This is a genomic window from Mycolicibacterium sichuanense (assembly GCF_033741125.1).
In the GTDB taxonomy this organism is placed as follows: Bacteria; Actinomycetota; Actinomycetes; order Mycobacteriales; family Mycobacteriaceae; genus Mycobacterium.
Genome location: NZ_JAWQPU010000003.1, coordinates 271078 through 290248 on the forward strand (window position 1 = coordinate 271078; position 19171 = coordinate 290248).

General features: G+C 66.4%; 17 protein-coding genes and 1 pseudogene. 11 read left to right on the forward strand and 7 right to left on the reverse strand.

Translation table 11 applies throughout. The annotated features are described in order from the left end of the window. Window positions 1–34 precede the first annotated feature (34 nt). From ku to SBI80_RS11725, 3 genes are read right to left on the reverse strand one after another with little or no spacing between them, the layout of a single operon-like run. Window positions 35–991 carry a non-homologous end joining protein Ku gene (ku, locus tag SBI80_RS11715; RefSeq protein WP_318974749.1) on the reverse strand — a complete coding sequence of 319 codons (957 nt, stop codon included), beginning with the start codon at window positions 989–991 and terminating at the stop codon, window positions 35–37. A gap of 21 nt (window positions 992–1012) precedes the next feature. Further along, on the reverse strand, window positions 1013–1930 hold the full coding sequence (locus SBI80_RS11720) for a carbohydrate kinase family protein (RefSeq protein WP_318974750.1): 918 nt from the start codon (window positions 1928–1930) through the stop codon (window positions 1013–1015). Continuing rightward, entirely contained in the window at window positions 1927–3348 is a 1422-nt protein-coding gene (locus tag SBI80_RS11725) for a mannitol dehydrogenase family protein (protein ID WP_318974752.1), read from the reverse strand. Before SBI80_RS11725 ends, SBI80_RS11720 begins: the two co-directional genes overlap by 4 nt. A gap of 230 nt (window positions 3349–3578) precedes the next feature. Here SBI80_RS11725 and SBI80_RS11730 point away from each other — a divergent pair, with 230 nt between their 5' ends. From SBI80_RS11730 to SBI80_RS11765, 8 genes and pseudogenes are all read left to right on the forward strand, one after another. After that, window positions 3579–4535, forward strand: coding sequence for a sugar-binding transcriptional regulator (locus SBI80_RS11730; RefSeq protein WP_318975233.1), 957 nt, complete (start codon window positions 3579–3581; stop codon window positions 4533–4535). A 37-nt stretch (window positions 4536–4572) separates the two neighbouring features. Then, the gene (locus tag SBI80_RS11735) at window positions 4573–5940 is read left to right on the forward strand and encodes an ABC transporter substrate-binding protein (RefSeq protein ID WP_318974754.1); all 1368 of its coding nucleotides are present in this window, start codon (window positions 4573–4575) and stop codon (window positions 5938–5940) included. After that, the gene (locus SBI80_RS11740) at window positions 5940–6914 is read left to right on the forward strand and encodes a carbohydrate ABC transporter permease (RefSeq protein WP_318974756.1); all 975 of its coding nucleotides are present in this window, start codon (window positions 5940–5942) and stop codon (window positions 6912–6914) included. The genes SBI80_RS11735 and SBI80_RS11740 overlap by 1 nt, the downstream gene beginning before the upstream one ends. A gap of 31 nt (window positions 6915–6945) precedes the next feature. Continuing rightward, complete coding sequence (locus SBI80_RS11745) at window positions 6946–7815, forward strand: carbohydrate ABC transporter permease (RefSeq protein WP_318974758.1); 870 nt, start codon at window positions 6946–6948, stop codon at window positions 7813–7815. A gap of 36 nt (window positions 7816–7851) precedes the next feature. Then, the gene (locus SBI80_RS11750) at window positions 7852–8934 is read left to right on the forward strand and encodes an ABC transporter ATP-binding protein (RefSeq protein WP_318974759.1); all 1083 of its coding nucleotides are present in this window, start codon (window positions 7852–7854) and stop codon (window positions 8932–8934) included. 2 nt (window positions 8935–8936) lie between these two features. Next, window positions 8937–10202 (forward strand): DUF4032 domain-containing protein, encoded by a 1266-nt coding sequence (locus SBI80_RS11755; RefSeq protein WP_318974760.1) that lies wholly within the window; start codon window positions 8937–8939, stop codon window positions 10200–10202. Window positions 10203–10290: 88 nt separating this feature from the next. Beyond that, a pseudogene (locus tag SBI80_RS11760) lies at window positions 10291–11698 on the forward strand (HNH endonuclease signature motif containing protein). A gap of 51 nt (window positions 11699–11749) precedes the next feature. After that, window positions 11750–14026 (forward strand): ATP-dependent DNA ligase, encoded by a 2277-nt coding sequence (locus tag SBI80_RS11765; RefSeq protein ID WP_318974762.1) that lies wholly within the window; start codon window positions 11750–11752, stop codon window positions 14024–14026. 9 nt (window positions 14027–14035) lie between these two features. Here the strand turns inward: SBI80_RS11765 and SBI80_RS11770 are convergent, their stop codons facing one another. Next, the gene (locus SBI80_RS11770; protein ID WP_318974764.1) at window positions 14036–14527 is read right to left on the reverse strand and encodes a TetR/AcrR family transcriptional regulator; all 492 of its coding nucleotides are present in this window, start codon (window positions 14525–14527) and stop codon (window positions 14036–14038) included. Then, window positions 14460–15425 carry an alpha/beta hydrolase gene (locus SBI80_RS11775; RefSeq protein WP_318974766.1) on the reverse strand — a complete coding sequence of 322 codons (966 nt, stop codon included), beginning with the start codon at window positions 15423–15425 and terminating at the stop codon, window positions 14460–14462. Before SBI80_RS11775 ends, SBI80_RS11770 begins: the two co-directional genes overlap by 68 nt. Window positions 15426–15810: 385 nt before the next feature. Here SBI80_RS11775 and SBI80_RS11780 point away from each other — a divergent pair, with 385 nt between their 5' ends. Together SBI80_RS11780 and SBI80_RS11785 are read left to right on the forward strand one after the other, a co-directional pair. Continuing rightward, window positions 15811–16485 carry a type 1 glutamine amidotransferase domain-containing protein gene (locus tag SBI80_RS11780; RefSeq protein ID WP_318974768.1) on the forward strand — a complete coding sequence of 225 codons (675 nt, stop codon included), beginning with the start codon at window positions 15811–15813 and terminating at the stop codon, window positions 16483–16485. Then, on the forward strand, window positions 16485–16793 hold the full coding sequence (locus SBI80_RS11785; protein ID WP_318974769.1) for a putative quinol monooxygenase: 309 nt from the start codon (window positions 16485–16487) through the stop codon (window positions 16791–16793). The genes SBI80_RS11780 and SBI80_RS11785 overlap by 1 nt, the downstream gene beginning before the upstream one ends. A gap of 7 nt (window positions 16794–16800) precedes the next feature. Here SBI80_RS11785 and SBI80_RS11790 read toward each other — a convergent pair whose 3' ends face one another. Then, window positions 16801–17739, reverse strand: coding sequence for an AraC family transcriptional regulator (locus SBI80_RS11790; protein WP_318974771.1), 939 nt, complete (start codon window positions 17737–17739; stop codon window positions 16801–16803). A gap of 124 nt (window positions 17740–17863) precedes the next feature. Then, a complete protein-coding gene (gene rnhA, locus SBI80_RS11795) occupies window positions 17864–18319 on the reverse strand; it encodes a ribonuclease HI (RefSeq protein ID WP_318975235.1) in 456 nt (151 codons plus the stop codon). A gap of 113 nt (window positions 18320–18432) precedes the next feature. On the opposite strand from rnhA, the gene SBI80_RS11800 reads away from it, so the two are divergent. Next, the gene (locus SBI80_RS11800; protein WP_318974774.1) at window positions 18433–19170 is read left to right on the forward strand and encodes an acyl-[acyl-carrier-protein] thioesterase; all 738 of its coding nucleotides are present in this window, start codon (window positions 18433–18435) and stop codon (window positions 19168–19170) included. The last annotated feature ends 1 nt before the right edge of the window (window position 19171 follow it).

The following is a 19171-nucleotide window of genomic DNA, read 5'->3' on the forward strand; positions in this document are numbered from 1 at the left end:
TTCTAGTCGTGCCCGGTTTCCCGGCGACGGGGTGCTAGGCCTTCTTGGCGGGTGTCTTCTTCGCGGGCGTCTTCTTGGCCGCCGCCTGTTTGGCCGGTGTCTTCTTCGCGGGGGTCTTCTTCGGTGGTGCCTTCTTTGCAGCGGCCTTGTCAGCAGCCTTTGCAGCGGCCTTGTCGTCGGATGCGGAGCCCGACCCGGCCTGGCGCGCCTTCACGCTCGCCTCGAGCTTGGCCAGCAGATCGGAGACGTCGTCGGTCTCGTCGAGGTTCTCCGGTTCGGGCTCCTCGGTCGTGAACGCCTCGCCGCCTTCGAGTTTCGCCTGCACCAGTTCGCGTAGCTGCTCCTGGTAGTCGTCGCGGAACTGGTCGGGGTGGAAGTCGTCGGTCATCGACTCGACCACCTGGCCGGCCATCTTCAGCTCGGCAGGCTTGATGTCGACCTCCTTGTCGAGCACCGGAAAGTCGGGGTCGCGGATCTCGTCGGGCCACAGCAGCGTCTGGATCACCATGACGTCGCGCTTGCTGAAGTCCTTGACGCGCAGCGCGGCCAGGCGGGTCTTGTTGCGCAGCGCGAAGTGCACGATCGCCACTCGATCGGTCTCGGCGAGCGTCTTGGCCAACAGCACATAGGACTTCGACGACTTGGAATCCGGCTCGAGGAAGTAGCTCTTGTCGTACATCATCGGGTCGACCTGCTCGGCGGGGACGAACTCGATGACCTCGATCTCGCGGCTGCGTTCCTCGGGCAGCGTGGCGATGTCTTCGTCGGTGATGATGACCGTCTGGCCGTCGTCGGAGTCGTAGGCCTTGGCGATGTCGCGGTACTCCACGACTTCCCCGCACACTTCGCAGACGCGCTTGTAACGGATGCGTCCGTTGTCCTTCGCGTGCACCTGGTGGAACTTGATGTCGTGGTCTTCGGTCGCGCTGTAGACCTTGACCGGCACGTTCACCAGGCCAAACGCGACGGAGCCCTTCCAGATGGAACGCATGACCCAGTATGGCTCGTGTATTCAGTCGCGGAGCAGAGCGGCGCGATCCGGTAGGTCGGCACCGGCCCGGGCAACGGTCACCGCGGACGCGTGCGCGGCCGCTTCCAGTACCCCCGTCAAGGTGGCGAGGTCGATGCGGGCCAGCGGCGTCCGCTTGTCACCGCCCAGCAGCCCCAGCGACCAGAGTGCGTCGACCAGCCCGGTCATGAAGGAATCGCCGGCGCCCACCGTGTCGACGACGTCGACGGATCGCGCCTTGACGTGCACCGTGCCCGCGGCGCAGATCGCGAACGCGCCTTCACCGCCCATCGTCACGGCTACGATCGCGGGCCCCATCGACTGCCATGCCGCGGCAACCTGTTCGGGGCTGCGGGTCGGGTCGATCCACCGCAGGTCCTCGTCGCTGGCCTTGACGACGTCGGCCTTCTCGATCAGGCGGTCGATGCGTGCGATCGCTTCGTCGCGGTCGTCGATCAACGCCGGGCGGACATTCGGGTCGAACGTGATGGTGGCCGCCAGCCGGTAGACATCCAGCAGCGCCGCCACGGCGAGGCAACCGGGAGCTAGGAACCCGGCGATGGACCCGGTGTGCACGACGAGCGGGGGAGCCACCTCGGGTGTTCCGCTGAGCCGCCACTCGATGTCGAAGGTGTAGGTCGCCGCCCCGTCCTCGTCGAGCGTGGCCTCGGCCGTCGGCGTGCGGGTGGCGTTCGTGCTGCTCGGCACCAACCGAACACCGGAGGCTTGCACGTAGTCCACGATGCGACGGCCGCGTTCGTCGTCGGCGATGTGGGTGAGGAAGTCGACGTCGCGGTCGAGCCGGCCCAGCCCGACCGCGACGTTGAGTGGACTGCCGCCGACGTGCTCACCCTGGACGTGGCCGTCGCGCTGCACGATGTCGATCAGGGCCTCGCCGATGACCAGCGCGCGGCCAGTCATCGAGGACCCTTGCCAGCGGCGAGTGCCTCGAGCGTGGCGCGGGCACCATCGCGGTGCAGGGAGTCCAGTGCCCACAGATACGCCTCGACGAACCTCGGCTGCTGCACGAGGTCACCGAACAGCGCGGTGTTCTCGATGAAGGCGGTCGGCTTCTCCAGTTGCGACTTGGCAAGTGGCACCAGCGTTTCGGCGAGCTGATCCTGCACGTCGATCGGGTCGCCCTGCTCGTCGACACCCTCGGCGTACCTGGCCCAGCTGGCGACGACTGCCGCCGACAGCCTGATCGGCGCACCCGAGGCGAGGTTCTCCCGCACGACCGGCAGCAGCCACTGCGGGATGCGGTCCGAGGATCCGAAGCACAGCCTGACGATGGTGTCGCGCACGCTTGGGTTGGCGAAGCGCTCGATGGCCGTGGCCTTGAACTCGGGCAGATCGATCCCGGGCACCGGCTTCAGCGTCGGCGTGGCCTCGGAATCCATGTAGTCGCGCAGGAATTCGGCGAACAGCGGGTCGCCCGCCGCGTCGGCCACCAACCGATAGCCGGCGAGGTAGGCGAAGTAGCACAGGGCCTGGTGTCCGGCATTGAGCAGCCGCAGCTTCATCAATTCGTACGGCGTGACGTCCTCGACGAGCAGGACACCGACGTCCTGGTACGCCGGCCTGCCGTCGGAGAAGTGGTCGTCGAGCACCCAGGCGGTGAATGGCTCGGCGGCAACCGGCCACTGGTCCTCGACGCCGAATTCGGCGGCCAGACCCTCGATGACGTCGGGGGTGGTGACCGGCGTGATGCGGTCCACCATCGAATTGGGGAAGAGGGTATTGGCGTTCATCCACTCGACGAGTTCGGGCCTCGTCCGCTGGGCGTAGTCGGTGAACGCCTTCCTCGCGACGTCGCCGTTGCCCTCGATGTTGTCGCAAGACACGATGGTCGGGGACGGCAGCCCGCGCTCCTGGCGGCGGGCCAGTGCGGCCGTCACCAGTTCGAACACGCTGTCCGGTCCGGCGTCGTCGATGGCATAACCGCCCTCGGTGATCGTCAGCGACACGATGCGCGTGGACGGGGCCGCGATGAGTTCGACGACGGCCTCGGGATCGTCGGGGGCGAACTTGTAGTCGACGATGGAGCCGATCACCCGGGCGTCCCGGCTGCCGTCGGGGTTCATCGCGATCAGGGTGTAGAGGCAGTCCTGGTCGGCCATCACCTGAGCCATCTTGCGGTCGCCGGGCAGGACGCCCACGCCGCAGATGCCCCATTCCTTGGCCTGACCGTTCTCGAGCAGCCGGTCCAGATACATCGCCTGGTGTGCTCGGTGGAATCCGCCCACCCCGAAATGCACTATGCCGACGCTGATCTCGCTGCGGTCATAGGACGGCTTGGCGATCTGGAGCTGGGGCAGGGACGCGTTGTCGAGCTTCATGACTGGGTCACCACTTCCTCGACGCTACCCCGCACCGGGCCGGCGGCGGCCCGCATTGACGGGGTCGCGGTCTTCAATTCGCCTCGCAATGTCGTCTCGACTGAAAGTGTTGTGTAGGTCACATCTGAATGTTAGCGTGATGAGCATGTACACGCATCCCTGAGCATTTGCTCACACAATGGGAAAGAGGAGGGCAGGCGAGGGTGGCGACATCGACGTCGAACGGCAGGGTGGCCGAACCGCCCGCCGACGCGGCACCCAATGCCGGGGCGACCCCCGAGGACCTTCGGCTCGCGCTGCGCGCGGCCACGCTGTACTACCTCGACGGACTGACCCAGGCGGAGATCGCGGCCAAGCTGGGGGTGTCTCGCCCGACGGCGGGCAGGCTCATCGCCAGGGCCAAGGCCAGAGGGCTGGTGCGCATCGAGGTCGTCGTGCCGCCGACCATGAAGGACGATCTGCACGCCGACGAGGAACGTCTCCTGGAGAAGCGGTTTGGACTGACGGAGGCGGTCGTCAGCGGGCACCTGGGGCGTGCTGCCGGGGCGCTGCTGATGCGGCGTCTCTCCGAGAACGACGTGCTTGGCTTCACGTGGGGACCCGAGCAGGTCGCAGCCGTCACTGCCCTGACGCCGGGCGTGGCGAGCTGTCGCGTGGTCGTTCAACTGGACGGCGCGATGTCCACCGCGGCCTATCAGACCGGGATGGAGTTCATCCTCAGCCGTGGCGCCGACATGTTGCGCGCCAGCGCAATGCGACTGCCCGCTCCGCTGTACGCCGACCCCTCGACCGTGATGTCGATGCGCAGCGACTCGGTGATCTCCCGGACGTTGGAGACCGGGCGCCGCGCCGACACCATGCTGTTCGGTGTCGGGTCGGTGACCACGTCGACCACGTTGTTCGAGGGCAGTTTCCTGGACACCCGGATGCTCGACGAGCTGGTGTCGCTTGGGGCCGTCGGCGAGATCGGGGGCCGGTTCTTCGATGCCGACGGCGTCCCCGTCGTCACCGAGCTGGCGCACCGTGCGGTGTCGGTTCCGCTGGAGGACGTCCGCACGTGCGCCAAGACCATTCTGATCTGCAGCGGGCCGCCGAAGTACCAGGCCACGCTCGCCGCCTTGCGGGGAGGGTTGGGCAAGCTATTGGTATGCGACATCGACTGTGCACGTTGGCTTTTGAATCAGTAAACCAAGCGAAGGGTTTCTCGATATGAGTGAGGTGAGAATGAAGACGACAAGAGCGTTGCGCAAGCTCTCGGTGTGCGCGGTCGCGGCGGGGTTGTCGTTGACGGCGGGTTGTGCGGGCGCGGGCAGTCTGGGGGCTTCGAGCAACGAGGTGACCATCGCCTTGGTGTCGAACGCACAGATGACCGACGCCCAGAAGCTGTCGCCCGAGTTCGAGAAGGCCAATCCCGGCATCAAGCTGAAGTTCATCTCGCTTTCGGAGAACCAGGCACGCGCGAAGATCACCATGTCCACGGCCATGGGCGGAAGCCAGTTCGACGTCGCGATGATCAGCAACTTCGAAACCCCGCAGTGGGCGAAGGACGGCTGGTTGCGCAACCTCTCGGACTACGCCAAGAACACACCGGGATACGACGAGCAGGACTTCATTCCCTCGCTGCGGGATTCGCTTTCCTACCAGGGCAACATGTACTCGGTGCCGTTCTACGGCGAGTCGTCGTTCCTGATGTACCGCAAGGACCTGTTCAAGCAGGCCGGCATAACCGTCGACTCGGATCCCAATTACCAGCCCACCTGGCAGGAAGTCGCGGGCTGGGCGAAGACCCTCAAGACCAACGACCGGGCGGGGATCTGCCTGCGCGGCAAGCCTGGTTGGGGTGAGGTACTCGCCCCGCTGGACACGGTCATCAACACCTTCGGCGGACGCTGGTTCGACGAGAAGTGGAACGCGCAACTCAACAGCCCCGAGGTGAAGAAGGCCGTCAACTTCTACGTCGACACGATCAAGGAGTCCGGCGAACTGGGCGCCTCCTCGACGGGATTCCAAGAGTGCGCCAACCTGTTCGGCCAGGGTCAGACCGCGATGTGGTACGACGCGACGTCCGCGGTGTCGGTCCTTGAGGATCCAAAGACCTACCCCGACCTCGTCGGCAAGATCGGCTATCTGCCGGCGCCCATCGTGGAGAAGCCCAACTCGGGATGGCTGTACACCTGGGCCCTTGGCATCCCGAAGGCCGCCAAGAACCCCGACGGGGCATGGAAGTTCATCTCGTGGATGACCAGCAAGGACTACATGAAGCTGGTCGGCGAGAAGCTGGGCTGGGCGCGGGTACCACCGGGTAGCCGCACCTCGACCTACACCGAACTGCCCGAGTACGAGGCGATCTCGAAGTCCTACGGTCCCTTGACCCTGCAGTCGATCACCAACGCAACCCCGAACAAGCCCACGGTGCAGCCGGTTCCGTACACGGGTGTGCAATTCGTCGGGATACCCGAATTCCAGGATCTAGGAACACGGGTGAGCCAGCAGATCAGCGCGGCCATCGCCGGGCAGAAGTCCGTCGACGCCGCGATGGAGCAATCGCAGTTGTATGCCGAGGTCGTCGGCAAGAGCTACCAGGAGAAGTGATGACACTTACTGCTGATACCGGTGCCGACACCGGCGAGAGGGCGACTGCCGAACGGGTCCGCAAGATCCGGGAGGCGCAGGACGTCGGTGTGAGCCGCGCCGAGGGATGGCGCCGACGCGGTCCCCTGCTTCCCGCGCTGATCTTCATGATCGCGGTGACGCAGGTCCCGTTCCTGTTCACGCTGTACTACTCCACGCAGTCGTGGAACCTGGTGCGCCCCGGGTCCCGGCAGTTCGTCGGGCTGAACAACTACCTCGCGGTGATCCAGGACAGCCAGTTCTGGTCGGTGGCGGGCAATACCGTGATCCTGATCGTCGGCGTGGTGCTGATCTCGGCCCTGCTGGGCCTGGGTATCGCGTTGCTGCTGGATCGCGCGTTCCTCGGCCGCGGAGCCGTCCGGACGCTGCTGATCACGCCCTTCCTGATCACACCCGTTGCGGGAGCCCTGATCTGGAAGACCACGATCCTCGACCCCAACAACGGCATCCTCAACTGGTTGCTGTCGCTGGTGGGGATCGGCCCGGTGGACTGGATCGGACAATTCCCGTTGGCGATGGTCATGGTCGAATTGATCTGGCAGTGGACGCCCTTCATGATGCTGCTGATCCTGGCCGGCTTGACCTCCATGCCCCGAGATCAGCTCGAAGCGGGCCGGGTGGACGGTGCGACCGCGATCCAGCTCTTCCGCGAGCTGACGCTGCCACACCTTCGCCGCTTCATCGAGTTGGGCGTCGTCCTCGGCGCGGTGTACCTGGTCAACACGTTCGACGCCATCTTCATGATGACCCAGGGCGGACCCGGTGTCGCCAGTGCGAACCTGCCGTTCTACATCTACCAGCGCGCGTTCCTCGGCTTCGACATGGGCCAAGCGGCGGCCATGGGCGTGGTGGTCGTCATCTTCACGATGATCATCGCCAGCTTCGCGCTCCGGTTGATCTTCAAATCATTCTCTGGCAAGGAAGAGGCAGCATGATGAGCGCTTGCGCAAAGAAGGGTTCAGTGCGATGACCACTACAGCCGAAAGACTCACCGAGACCAGCGATTCCGCCCCGGTGCGAAAGAAGAAGTCCAAGAAGTTCAGCCCGTGGGGTGTAGTGGCCTGGCTCGTCGGGCTCGGCTTCTTCTTCCCGGTGTTCTGGATGGTGCTCACGTCGTTCAAGCCGGAGAACGCAGCGGCGACGAACCCACCGACCTTGTTCTTCACCCCGACCCTGGATCAGTACTCCGCAGTGTTCTCCCAGGGCATTGGGCCGGCGATGCTGAACTCGGTGTTCGCCACCGCCATGTCGACGATCCTGGTGCTGCTGCTCGGCGTACCGGCGGCCTTCGCGCTGTCGCTGCGGCCGGTCCGCAAGACATCGGACGCGTTGTTCTTCTTCATGAGCACGAAGATGCTGCCCGTCGTCGCGGCGATCCTGCCGCTGTACGTGATCGTGTCCAACCTCGGTCTGCTGGACAACATTTGGGCCCTGGTCGTGCTCTACACGTCGATGAACCTGCCGATCGCGATCTGGATGATGCGGTCGTTCTTCCTCGAGGTGCCCGGTGAACTGCTCGAGGCCGCCAGCCTCGACGGCGCCAGCCTGTGGCGATCGGTGCGAGAAGTGATCCTGCCGTTGGTCTCTCCCGGCATCGCGGCGACCGCATTGATCTGCGTGATCTTCGCGTGGAACGAATTCTTCCTCGCCGTGAACCTCACCGCGGTCAACGCTCAGACCATGCCGGTGTACTTGGTCGGGTTCATCGCCGGTGAGGGTCAGTACTGGGCGGTGCTGTCCGCAGCCGCAACCATGGCCGCCCTGCCCGTGATCCTTTGCGGGTGGTTCGCTCAGAACAAGCTGGTGCGCGGGCTTTCCTTCGGCGCGATCAAGTAGCTCCCACTTCCCTCACCCTGAAAAGGAGAACCCGACATGGCATCGATCACCTACAAGAACGCGTCCTGCATCTACGAAGGGTCGGACAAACTCGCGGTCGACAATCTCAACCTGGACATCAAGGACGGCGAATTCATCGTCCTGGTGGGGCCTTCCGGCTCCGGCAAGAGCACCGCGCTGCGGATGCTGGCCGGACTGGAGGACATCGACGAGGGGGCCATCGAGATCGATGGCAAGGACATGACGGGCGTCCCGTCCAAGGATCGCGACATCGCGATGGTGTTCCAGAACTACGCCCTGTACCCCAACAAGACCGTGGCCGAGAACATGGGCTTCGCCCTGAAGCTGCGCGGCGTGCCGGCCGACGAGCGCCGCAAGAAGGTCGAGAGCGCGGCCAAGATCCTCGATCTCACCGAGTTCCTGGACCGCAAGCCCGCCAAGCTGTCCGGCGGTCAGCGTCAGCGCGTCGCGATGGGCCGCGCGATCGTCCGTGAGCCGCAGGTGTTCTGCATGGACGAGCCGTTGAGCAACCTGGACGCCAAGCTGCGCGTGCAGACCCGCACGCAGATCGCCGCCCTGCAGCGCCGTCTCGGCACCACCACCGTCTACGTCACCCACGACCAGGTCGAGGCCATGACGATGGGTGACCGGGTGGCCGTGCTGCGGTTCGGCAAGCTGCAGCAGTTCGCGTCGCCCAACGAGCTCTACGATCGTCCGGCGAACGCCTTCGTGGCGGGCTTCATCGGCTCGCCCGCGATGAACCTCTTCACCGCACCGGTCACCAATGACGGTGTGAAGGTGGGGGACTCCGTGTTCGAGCTGGAGCGCGACGACATCGCCAAGATCAGCCAGGCGGGTCTGTCGGAGGTCACCGTCGGCATTCGGCCCGAGCAGCTCGAGGTCACCGAGACCGGCGGCATCGAGGTGGTCGTCGACCTCGTCGAGGATCTCGGCAGCGAGGCCTACGTCTACACGCACGCCGGTTCGGGTGGGGTCGAGTTGGTGGCGCGTTGCAACCCGCGCACCGCGCCGCGGCTGGCCGACTCGGTTCGCCTGCGCAGGCACCCGGAGGGCGCGGTGCACCTGTTCCACCCGACCTCGGGCGAGCGACTGAATTAGCCATGAGACCACCGGAGTTGCGGCTCCGGGCTCCGACGCCTGGTCTGCTCGGATTGCCGTGGGACAAGCCGCTTTCGGATTGGGTGGTGCCCGAGGTCCCGCTGCGGGACATCGCCGTCGGAATGAGTCGGCACCTGGTGAAGTTCGTCGACGCCGACGGACATCTCTGGGCGGTCAAGGACATGCCGCCGCGGATCGCGATCAAGGAGTACGAGGTACTGCGGAAGCTGGAGGACATGGGGTTGCCCGCCGTGCACCCGGCGGGGCTGGTGCTGCAGCCGGAGTTCGACACCGCGATCCTGGTCACCCGCTATCTCGAGGGGTCGTGGCAGTACCGGCGATTGTTCATGCGATTGCCACCCGACCAGCCGCGCCACCGGGCCAGGCTGCTCGACGCGATGGCGGGCCTGCTGGTGGAACTGCACCGGCACGGGGTGTTCTGGGGTGACTGCTCCCTGGCCAACACGCTGTTCTCCCGGGACGGGCAGCTGCTGCAGGCGTGGCTGGTCGACGCCGAGACCTCCGAGGTTCATCCGCAGCTGAGTCGCGGGCAGCGTCGGCACGATCTCGAGATCCTGGTCGAGAACGTCGCCGAGGGCCTGGTCGACCTCGCCGAGCGACTCGAGTTGCCCGAGGAGATGCACGAGGTGCTGATCGCCGAGGCCGAACAGGTGCAGGTCCGCTACGACAGCCTCTGGGAACTGTTGCATGCCGAGCCGGTATTCGGCTTCAGCGACCGGTATCGCGTGGAGGGCACCATCCGCAGGCTCAACGAACTCGGTTTCGCCGTCGACGAACTCGCGCTGCAGCCCGATGCCGAGGACCCGAGCCGGATGCGGGTCCGCGTCGCCGTGGGCGACCGTCGCTATCACGCGCAACACCTGCGGGACCTGACCGGACTGGACGTCGGCGAGGGACAGGCGGCCATCCTGCTCGGTGACCTGCATGCGTACCAAGCGCAGTTGTGCGTCGAGGCCGGCCACGACGTCGACGAGTCGACGGCCGCGCGGCTGTGGGTGATCGAGGTGCTGACTCCGTACGAGCAACTGGCCCACGAGGCGGTGCACTTCACGGGTACCGCCATCCAGGCGTACTGCGATCTGCTCGAGGTGCGGTGGTTGCTCAGCGAGAAGGCCGGTCGCGACGTCGGCACCAACAAGGCGCTCGCGGCGCTGGCGGGCGACGTCATCCCCACCGACTCTGCCGCCAAGATGGCGGTCGCGGAGGTGCCGACGGCGCCGTTCGCCGTGCTCTCCGAAGACGGGTGAATCGTTGTGCAACAACGAGTGTGGACACTCAGAGAATCCTCGTGAACTGCGCCGCCGAGTTCTTAGGATTCGAACATAAGTTCGAGTAATGCAAGAGGTTGGTGAGGCGGTCGCGGCGTTGCGTACGGCCTACGACCGGTTGGCAGCGCTGTCCGTCGACGCGCTCACCCGGGCCGAACTCGTCGGGGTGCTCGACGACCTCGAGACCCTCACCTGCCAACTCCCGGTGCAGAGCCACCGGCTGCTGGCCCGCCTGCAGACCGAGACCACGCCAAGGGCGATGGGCGCCAAGTCCTGGCGTGACGTGCTGGCGATCCGGTGGCGGATCTCGCCCGCCGAGGCCGGCCGCCGGCTCGAGGACGCCGCCCAGTTGGGGCCCCGCCAGGCGCTGAACGGCGAACCGCTGCAACCACTCCTGGAATGTACGGCCATCGCCCAGTCCCACGGAGTGATCAACCGCGAGCACGTGCGAGTGCTGCGCGAGGCGATCGAACGCATCCCGCCGGCGGTCGACGTCACCACCCGCGGTCAGCTCGAGGCCGATCTGGTCCGGACTGCGATGGGCGTCGGCCCCAAGGAGCTCAAGGACGACGCCGACCGACGGTTGTTCCTCCTGGATCAGGACGGCCCCGCACCCGACGACGCCGAACGCGCGCGGCGCCGCGGCGTGACCAAGGCGCCGCAGGGGCCCGACGGCATGACCCAGCTCAAGGCCACCCTGACCCCCGAGGCGTGGGCCATCTACGAGTCGATCTTCGCGAAGTTCGGGGCGCCCGGGATGTGCAATCCCAACGATGAGCGCCCCTGCATCTCGGGAACGCCGTCCCAGGCCCAGATCGACGGTGACCACCGCAGTGTGGCGCAGCGACGGCACGATGCACTCGTCGCGGTCGGGCGCAGTGTGCTGGAAAGCGGTGAGCTGGGCCAACACAACGGGCTGCCGACCTGCATCATCATCCGCACCACGCTGCAGGATCTGGAGAGTCGCGCCGGCGTCGGCGTCTCCGGTGGGGGCACGGTGATACCGATCGGCGACGTCGTGCGCATGGCAGCGAGGGCGACGCACTATCTCGCCGTCTTCGACGGGGCCACCGGGGCCGCGCTCGATCTGTTTCGCGGTCGGCGCATCGCCTCTGCGGCGCAGCGCATCATGCTGATCGCCCGCGACGGCGGATGCACCAAGCCGGGCTGTACGGTGCCCGCCTACGGCAGCCAGGTCCACCACGCCGCCCGTGACTGGGCCGACGACGGCCAGACCAACCTACGAGCTGGGGCTGGCGTGCGGTCCGGACAATCGCATGGTGGGTCCGGGCGGCTGGACCACCCGGATCAACGCCGAGCACGACGTCGAATGGATCCCACCCGAGCACCTCGACACCGGGCAGGCCCGCGTCAACGGCTACCACCGGCCGGAACGGCTATACCGACCGCTGGACGACGAGCCGCGGGCACCGAACGCGCGCGAACCCGGGCCACCCGAGCCACACGCAGCCTGACCCGCACTGGCGCGGGTGATGACACCACGCTCCGGTGGGTAATAGCGTGGGATGGTGGATCGTTGCGGTCGGGTGAAGCTCACCAATCCCGACAAGGTGCTCTACCCCGCCACGGGTACCACCAAGGCAGAGGTCTTCGAGTACTACGTGTCCATCGCGGAGTACATGCTGCCGCACATTGCCGGTCGACCCGTCACTCGCAAGCGCTGGCCCAACGGCGTGGAGGCCGAGGCCTTCTTCGAGAAGCAGCTGGCGTCCTCGGCGCCGGAGTGGTTGCACCGTGGCGCGATCGCGCATTCGTCGGGCACCACGACCTACCCGATCATCGATTCCCGCGAGGGCCTGGCCTGGATCGCCCAGCAGGCGTCGCTGGAGGTGCACGTGCCGCAGTGGCGCTTCTCGGGTGTCGAGGTGGGCCCGGCGACGCGGGTGGTGTTCGACCTCGACCCCGGTGACGGCGTGACGATGCCGCAGCTCTGCGAGGTCGCCGAGGCGGTGCGCGAGCTGATCACCGGGATGGGCTTGACGACCTACCCGCTCACCAGCGGCAGCAAGGGGCTGCATCTCTACGTCCCGCTGGAGCAGCCGATCAGCTCGAACGGGGCGTCGGTGTTGGCCAAGCGGATCGCCCAGCAGCTCGAGAAGACCATGCCGAAGCTGGTCACCGCGACCATGACCAAGAGCCTGCGCGAGGGCAAGGTGTTCCTGGACTGGAGCCAGAACAGCGCCGCCAAGACCACCATCGCGCCGTATTCCATGCGGGGCAAGGAGAGTCCGACCGTCGCGGCACCGCGCACGTGGGAGGAGATCGCCGATCCGGAACTGCGGCACCTGCGCTTCGACGAGGTGATCGAGCGCGTCGAGCGGGACGGCGATCTGCTTGCGAACCTCGATGCGGATGCTCCGGTGGCCGACGAGCTCACCACCTACCGGCGGATGCGGGATCCGCGCAAGACGCCGGAGCCGGTGCCACCCACCGCGCCCGCGGTCGGCAACGACGACACCTTCGTGATCCAGGAGCACCACGCGCGGCGGTTGCACTACGACTTTCGCCTCGAGCGCGGTGGCGTGCTGGTGTCGTGGGCGGTGCCGAAGAATCTGCCGCAGACGACATCGGTCAACCATCTCGCCGTGCATACCGAGGACCATCCACTGGAGTACGCGACCTTCGAGGGTTCGATCCCGGCGGGTGAATACGGCGGCGGCAAGGTGATCATCTGGGACTCCGGCACTTACGAGACCGAGAAGTTCCGCGACCCGGGCGTGGACGGAGAGAAGGGTGTGAAGGGCGAGAAGGGGGAAGTGATCGTCACCCTGCACGGGTCGCGAATCTCCGGTCGCTATGCGCTGATTCAGACGGACGGCAAGAACTGGCTGGCGCACCGGATGAAGGAACAGAAGACCTTCGACCTGGACGACGTGTCGCCAATGCTGGCGACGCACGGGTCCGTCGAGAAGCTCACCTCGGGGCCGTGGGCGTTCGAAGGCAAGTGGGACGGTTACCGGATGCTGGTCGACGCCGATCACGGGGTGCTACGGCTGCGCTCGCGCAGCGGTCGCGACGTGACCGCCGAGTATCCTCGATTGGCCTCGCTAGCGGCTGATTTGGCCGATCACCACGTAGTGCTCGACGGTGAGGTGGTCGCCCTGGACGACGCGGGTGTGCCCAGCTTCGGGGCAATGCAGAACCGTGGTGCGGGTGCCAACATCGAGTTCTGGGCGTTCGACGTGCTGATGCTCGACGGTCGATCGCTGTTGCGTGCCAAGTACTCCGACCGCCGCCGGGTGCTCGAGGCGCTGGCCGACGGTGGCGGCCTGATCGTGCCCGAACAGCTGCCCGGTGACGGCAAGCAGGCCATGGAGTACGCCCGCGAACGTCACTGGGAGGGGGTGGTCGCCAAGAGGCGGGACTCCACCTATCAACCCGGGCGGCGTTCCTCGTCGTGGATCAAGGACAAGCTGTGGCTCACCCAGGAGGTGGTCATCGGCGGCTGGCGGGCGGGTGAGGGCGGGCGCACCAGCGGCATCGGTGCACTGCTGGTGGGCGTGCCCGAGGGGGACGGGCTGGTCTTCGCGGGTCGGGTCGGAACGGGGTTCACCGAACGGGATCTGGCCCGCCTCAAGGAGATTCTGGAACCGTTGCACACCGACCGGTCACCGTTCACGACCCGGTTGACCGGACCGGACGCCAAGGGCGTGACGTTCGTCGAGCCCACGTTGGTGGGCGAGGTCCGCTACAGCGAGCGCACCTCGGACGGCCGGTTGCGGCAGCCGAGTTGGCGGGGGCTGCGTCCCGACAAGGCTCCGGCCGAGGTCGTCTGGGAATGACGCGACGTGTCACCGATCGACGAGACTGCCGGCGAGCACGTCGAGCATGCGTTCGAAGGTGGCGTCCTCATCGAGCACCTGGGCGATCTTGGCGTGTTCGATGGTGACGGCGCCGTGCAGGGCGCTCCAGACGACCTGTGCGAACTCGAACGAATCCTGCTCTGGAGCACTGCCTTTCACCGCGCGGATGAGCTCCACCAGGATGGCGAACACTGCCCGGCCGGCGGCCGCCACGTCCGATGACCGGTCCTCCAGTGGGCTGCCCGGTCCGAAGATCAGCGAGTACCGTGCGGGATGGCGCAGCGCGAACTCCCGGTAGTTACGGCACGACGTGCGGAACTGCTCGACCGGTTCGAGGTCACCGCCGACGTCGATGACCTCGGCGAGCCCGTCCAACGTGCGGGTGGCCAGCGCGGTGATCAGTCCCTCCTTGTCACCAAACCTGTTGTAGACGCTCGTGGGTGAGACGGCGGCCTGCTGCGCGACGGCACGGACGGTCACGCCGATCACACCGTCGCGATCCAGCACGGTCTCGGCCGCGTCGAGCAACGCGGCCGAGACGCGATGGCTGGCAGTGCGGCGGCGGGCCGGCGGTTTGCTCATGCCCCCGAACCGACCCCCGTTCGGCCATCCAGGAGAGGGCGATGTCGGCGACGTCACGCCATCCGTGGTCGATCGTCAACGAGTGCCCGCGTCCTGCGAACTCGTGAAAGTCTGTGACCGCCGCGGACTTTCGGTACAGCCCGTGGGTGGCCTTGGCCGAGACGAAGGGCACGGTGTGATCCGCCGTACCGCCGGTGATCAGCAGCGGTCCGCGCGTGCCGTTGGCGACGTCGACCTTGGCGGGTGACGTTCCGGAGAAGTTCGCGACGGCGGCTTCGAAGAGCGGCTTGCCGGGTGAGGGGATCGACCATCGTTCCCAAAGGGCATCGGATTCCTCGACGGTCAAGGCGTTGCCGAAACCGTAGCGCCACTGCGACGCCGTCAGACCCCGGGCGCGGCCGCGATTGAGGGGATTGCCAAGAACCGGGAACGCCGAGCGGAGCTGCGCCACGGGCAGCGGCCTGACGCCCTTGATGGGCGCGGGGTCGATGGCCACCGCGGCGGCGGCCTTGTTCTGCCCAAGCAACTTCTGGGCGATCAACCCACCGAATGAGTGTCCAATGACCACAGGTGGAGTGTCGAACTGCTCCAGTATGCCGGCGAAGTACTCGGTCAGTTCGTCGATGCCATTGCCTGCCTGGTCCGCGGCGTGCCGACGGGTCTCCTCCGGGGTGGCGTGCTCGCCAAGCCAGGCCGGGGCGATTGCGTGGTGGCCGTGCTCGCCGAAGCGGTCGATCCATGGCTGCCACGCGGTGCTGGCGACCCACAGGCCGTGGATGAATACGACGTTGGTCATGGTGCATTCCTGTCTCTCAGACGAGTGGGCTGGCGCTTATGAAACGACGTTACATAAGCGTACGAGTTTCAGAACGGTATGAGGGCCGAAGATATTTCCGGGCGCCACCGGGTCCCACCGGCAGCCAGGCCCCGAGTCGGAATGAGCAGCCATCGAGCAGGAACGCGTCACCGCGACCCCAGCGGACTTGGTTGGCTGATCGTCATCGGTGACGAGGAGGACCAGCCATGAAGATGCGTGCGGCCCGCATCCATCACTTCGGCGCGCCCGTCGAGATCGACGAGGTACCCGCGCCGGACGTCAGCATCGTCGACGCCCTCGGCCGTGCCGTCGTCGTATTCGACTGACCGACTCGACCCGCGGACACCATCGAACAGGAGAATCCATGACCGTCCCGTACGTCCTCATCGTCGCCACCAACGCCGCGGTGATCGGTCCGCACCATCGCGCCACCGGGTTCTTCTTCCCCGAGATCGCCCATCCGGTGCAGGTGCTCGACCGTGCCGGCATCGCCGTCGAATTCACCACGCCGCTGGGCGGCAAGCCTCCCGAGGACGGGTTCGACGGGGACGATCCGACGCAGACGGCGTTCCTGCAGAGCAAGGCCTACCGTCGGCTGTCGCGTAGCCGCAAGCTCTCCGAGGTCGACGTGCGCGACTACGACGCGGTCTTCTTCCCCGGCGGGCTCGGACCGATGGTCGACATCACCGGCAATCCGGAGGTGCAGTCCGTCGTCATCGACGCATGGAACGCGGGCATGATCGTCTCCGCCGTGTGCCACGGACCGTCGGCCTTCCTGGGGGTCACCCTGGACGACGGTTCGCCGCTGGTACGCGGCCGCAAGCTGACCTCCTTCTCGACTGCCGAGGAGGATGGTTACGCCCAGGACGACGTGCCCTTCGATCTCGAGGCGGCGCTGCGGGAGGAAGGCGCACTATACGAGGCGACCGAGCCGTGGCATTCCAAGCTCGTGGTGGACGGCCGGCTGATCACGGGCCAGAACCCGCAATCGGGCACCGTGGTCGGCGAGGCCCTCGTCGACGCGCTCAAGCGGATCTGATGGCGTCCGCCGAGCCCGTCGTCGTCGTTGCCCACTGGACGACCACGGAGGACGCCATGCCAGAGGTACTCGAACATCTCGACGTCCTTCGGTCGACGTCTCTGACCGAGCCCGGATGCGTTGGCTACGAGGCATTTCGGAGCCTTTCGGAACCAACCACCCTGCTGCTCGTCGAGCACTATCGCGACGACGCCGCGCTCGACGCGCACCTGAACTCGGCTCACTACCGTGACGTGGTGGTCGAGCGTATCCGACCCTTGCTGACCGACCGGCGCGTGGAGTTCCTGCGCACCAGGGACGCGACCTAGCGGCGGGTCACTCGCCAAGACGGGCGGCCGTCAGCTCGCGACTCAGTGAATGCCCGTCCGCGTAGTCGCGGGGCGTCGTTCCGAAGCGATGGCGAAAGGTCTTGATGAAGTGCGACGAGCTCGTGTAGCCGACGGCGCGCGACAGATCATCAACGCTGAGGCGCCCCTCGATCAGCAGCTCGCGCGCCCGATCCAGGCGCATCGCCTTGACGAATTGGTACGGCGATTGGCCGGTCACGTCACGGAACGCCCGGGAGAACGCCGACGGGCTGAGGTTGACCTGCTCGGCCAGGATGGAGACCGTCAACGGATCGGACAGGTGCGCAGCGGCGTAGGTCAGCGCTGCGGCGACGGGGTTGCTCGCCGTCTGCTGCGCCGCGATGCGCAACATCCGGGCGAACTGTTCGCGTTGCAGGACCCGATACACCATCTCGCGCAGGTACAACGGCGTGAGCACGCGGCGATCGGTGCTCGCTGCCAGGGACCGGATGAACCGCAGCACGCTGCTGGCCAATTCCTCGTCGAGGGCCGATACGATGCCGGCGTCCTCGGATGCATCCGGTGCCGCCCTGTCGACGGACGACGCGGCGCGGCGCTCCAGCATCTCGGCGGAGATCTCGCGGACCAGGGCCGGCTCGATTTGCAGCACGAACGATAGGAACGGCAGATCGGGCGAGGCCTCGAGCACCTGGGCTTGAAAGTGCAAACGGCTGTTGAGGACCAGATAGTTCAACTGGTCGTAGACGTATCGTTTGCCCTCCGCCGTCACCGCCTTGCGGCCCTGCGCGATGATGCCGAGCGACAGCGATTGGATCTCTTCCCACTGCGGCTTGGTGGGCGCGCTGTAGCGGTAGATGGTCAGTCCCGGCCACAGGCCGACGTTGGCGCCCTCTCGGGTGGCGTGCGCCGCCATCTCCGCGATGAGATCGCCCGTCGTCACCCCCATTCCGGGATCATACTGCAGCCGACCTGGGTCGTCAGGGATCTAGCGGTACCGGCGGGCATCGTCGAAGCCTGGGTGAAATAGATTGTCCAACAGGGGATTTCGTCAAAGCGCGAGTCAGCGCGAGTCAGCGCGAGGCGCCGATCGCCTCTTGCATGCCGCGGGTGGCCAAGACGTCGGCCAACTCGTTGTCGGCATTGCCGGCGTGACCCTTCACCCAGAACCACTCGACCTGGTGCCGTGCGCAGGCCAGCTGCAGGCGCTGCCAGAGGTCGACGTTCTTCACGGGTTGCTTCGCGGCGGTCAGCCAGCCGTTGCGCTCCCAGCCGAGTATCCACTTGGTGATGCCGTTGCGGACGTAGGTGCTGTCGGTATGGAGGTGCACCGTCACCGATCTGGTCAGCGCCTCCAGGGCCATGATCGGTGCGGTCAGCTCCATCCGGTTGTTGCTGGTCTCACCGGGCTCGCCACCGCACATCTCGCGGACGTGCTCGCGATGGCGCAGCACCGCGCCCCAGCCTCCTGGGCCCGGGTTGGGTCGGCATCCACCATCGGTGTGGATGATCACGACGTCGTCAGTCACGAGCCGAGGATAGGCGCTGAGATCATCGCCGACGGGATCGGCCACGGCGATCTCGTCGACGGTGATGGTCACGCCGAACAGACTCGCACGGGTCGTGCGTTACCGTCGGTACCGTGCGCGAGCCGCTGAGCCCCTTGCCCGCCGCGGGCTACGTCTACCAGACCAGTTGGCGCCTGCTGACCAGCGACGTCGACGCGAATCTGCGCACTCGGCTGGACGGGGTGGCGCGCAACGTCCAGGAGGTGGGTGCCGAGCATCTCCGCGATTCCGGCTATGCCGACGTGCATCCGCATTGGATCGTCCAGCGCACGGTCATCGACGTACTGGAACCGATCACGCTGCCCGCTGACATCACGTTTCGGCGATGGTGTTCGGGGATCTCGAACCGCTGGTGCTCGATGCGCGTCCGCCTCGACGGTTCCGACGGCGGACGGATCGAGACCGAGGGCTTCTGGATCAACATGAACGAGCACACGCACACACCGTCGCTCATCTCCGAAGCACTCTTCGACCGGTTCGCCACCACCACCGAGGACACCAGGCTCAAGTGGCGTCCGTGGCTGCCTTGGCCGGCCAGCTCCGCAAGCATCACGCCATTTGCCCTGCGCCACACCGACATCGATCTGTTCAAGCACGTCAACAACACCGTGTACTGGCAGGGCGTGCACGAGGTGCTGGCGCGGCATCCCGAGGTGGAGTCCGGGCCATATCGGGCGGTCGTGGAGTACCGCAAGCCCATTCAGCCGGGCGAGTCGGTCGAGATCCACTCGGCTGTCGTCGACGACGACATCCGGCTGTGGTTCGTCGTGGACGGTGTCGTCCGCGCGGCCGGCCTGGTGGCCGGCCTCTGAC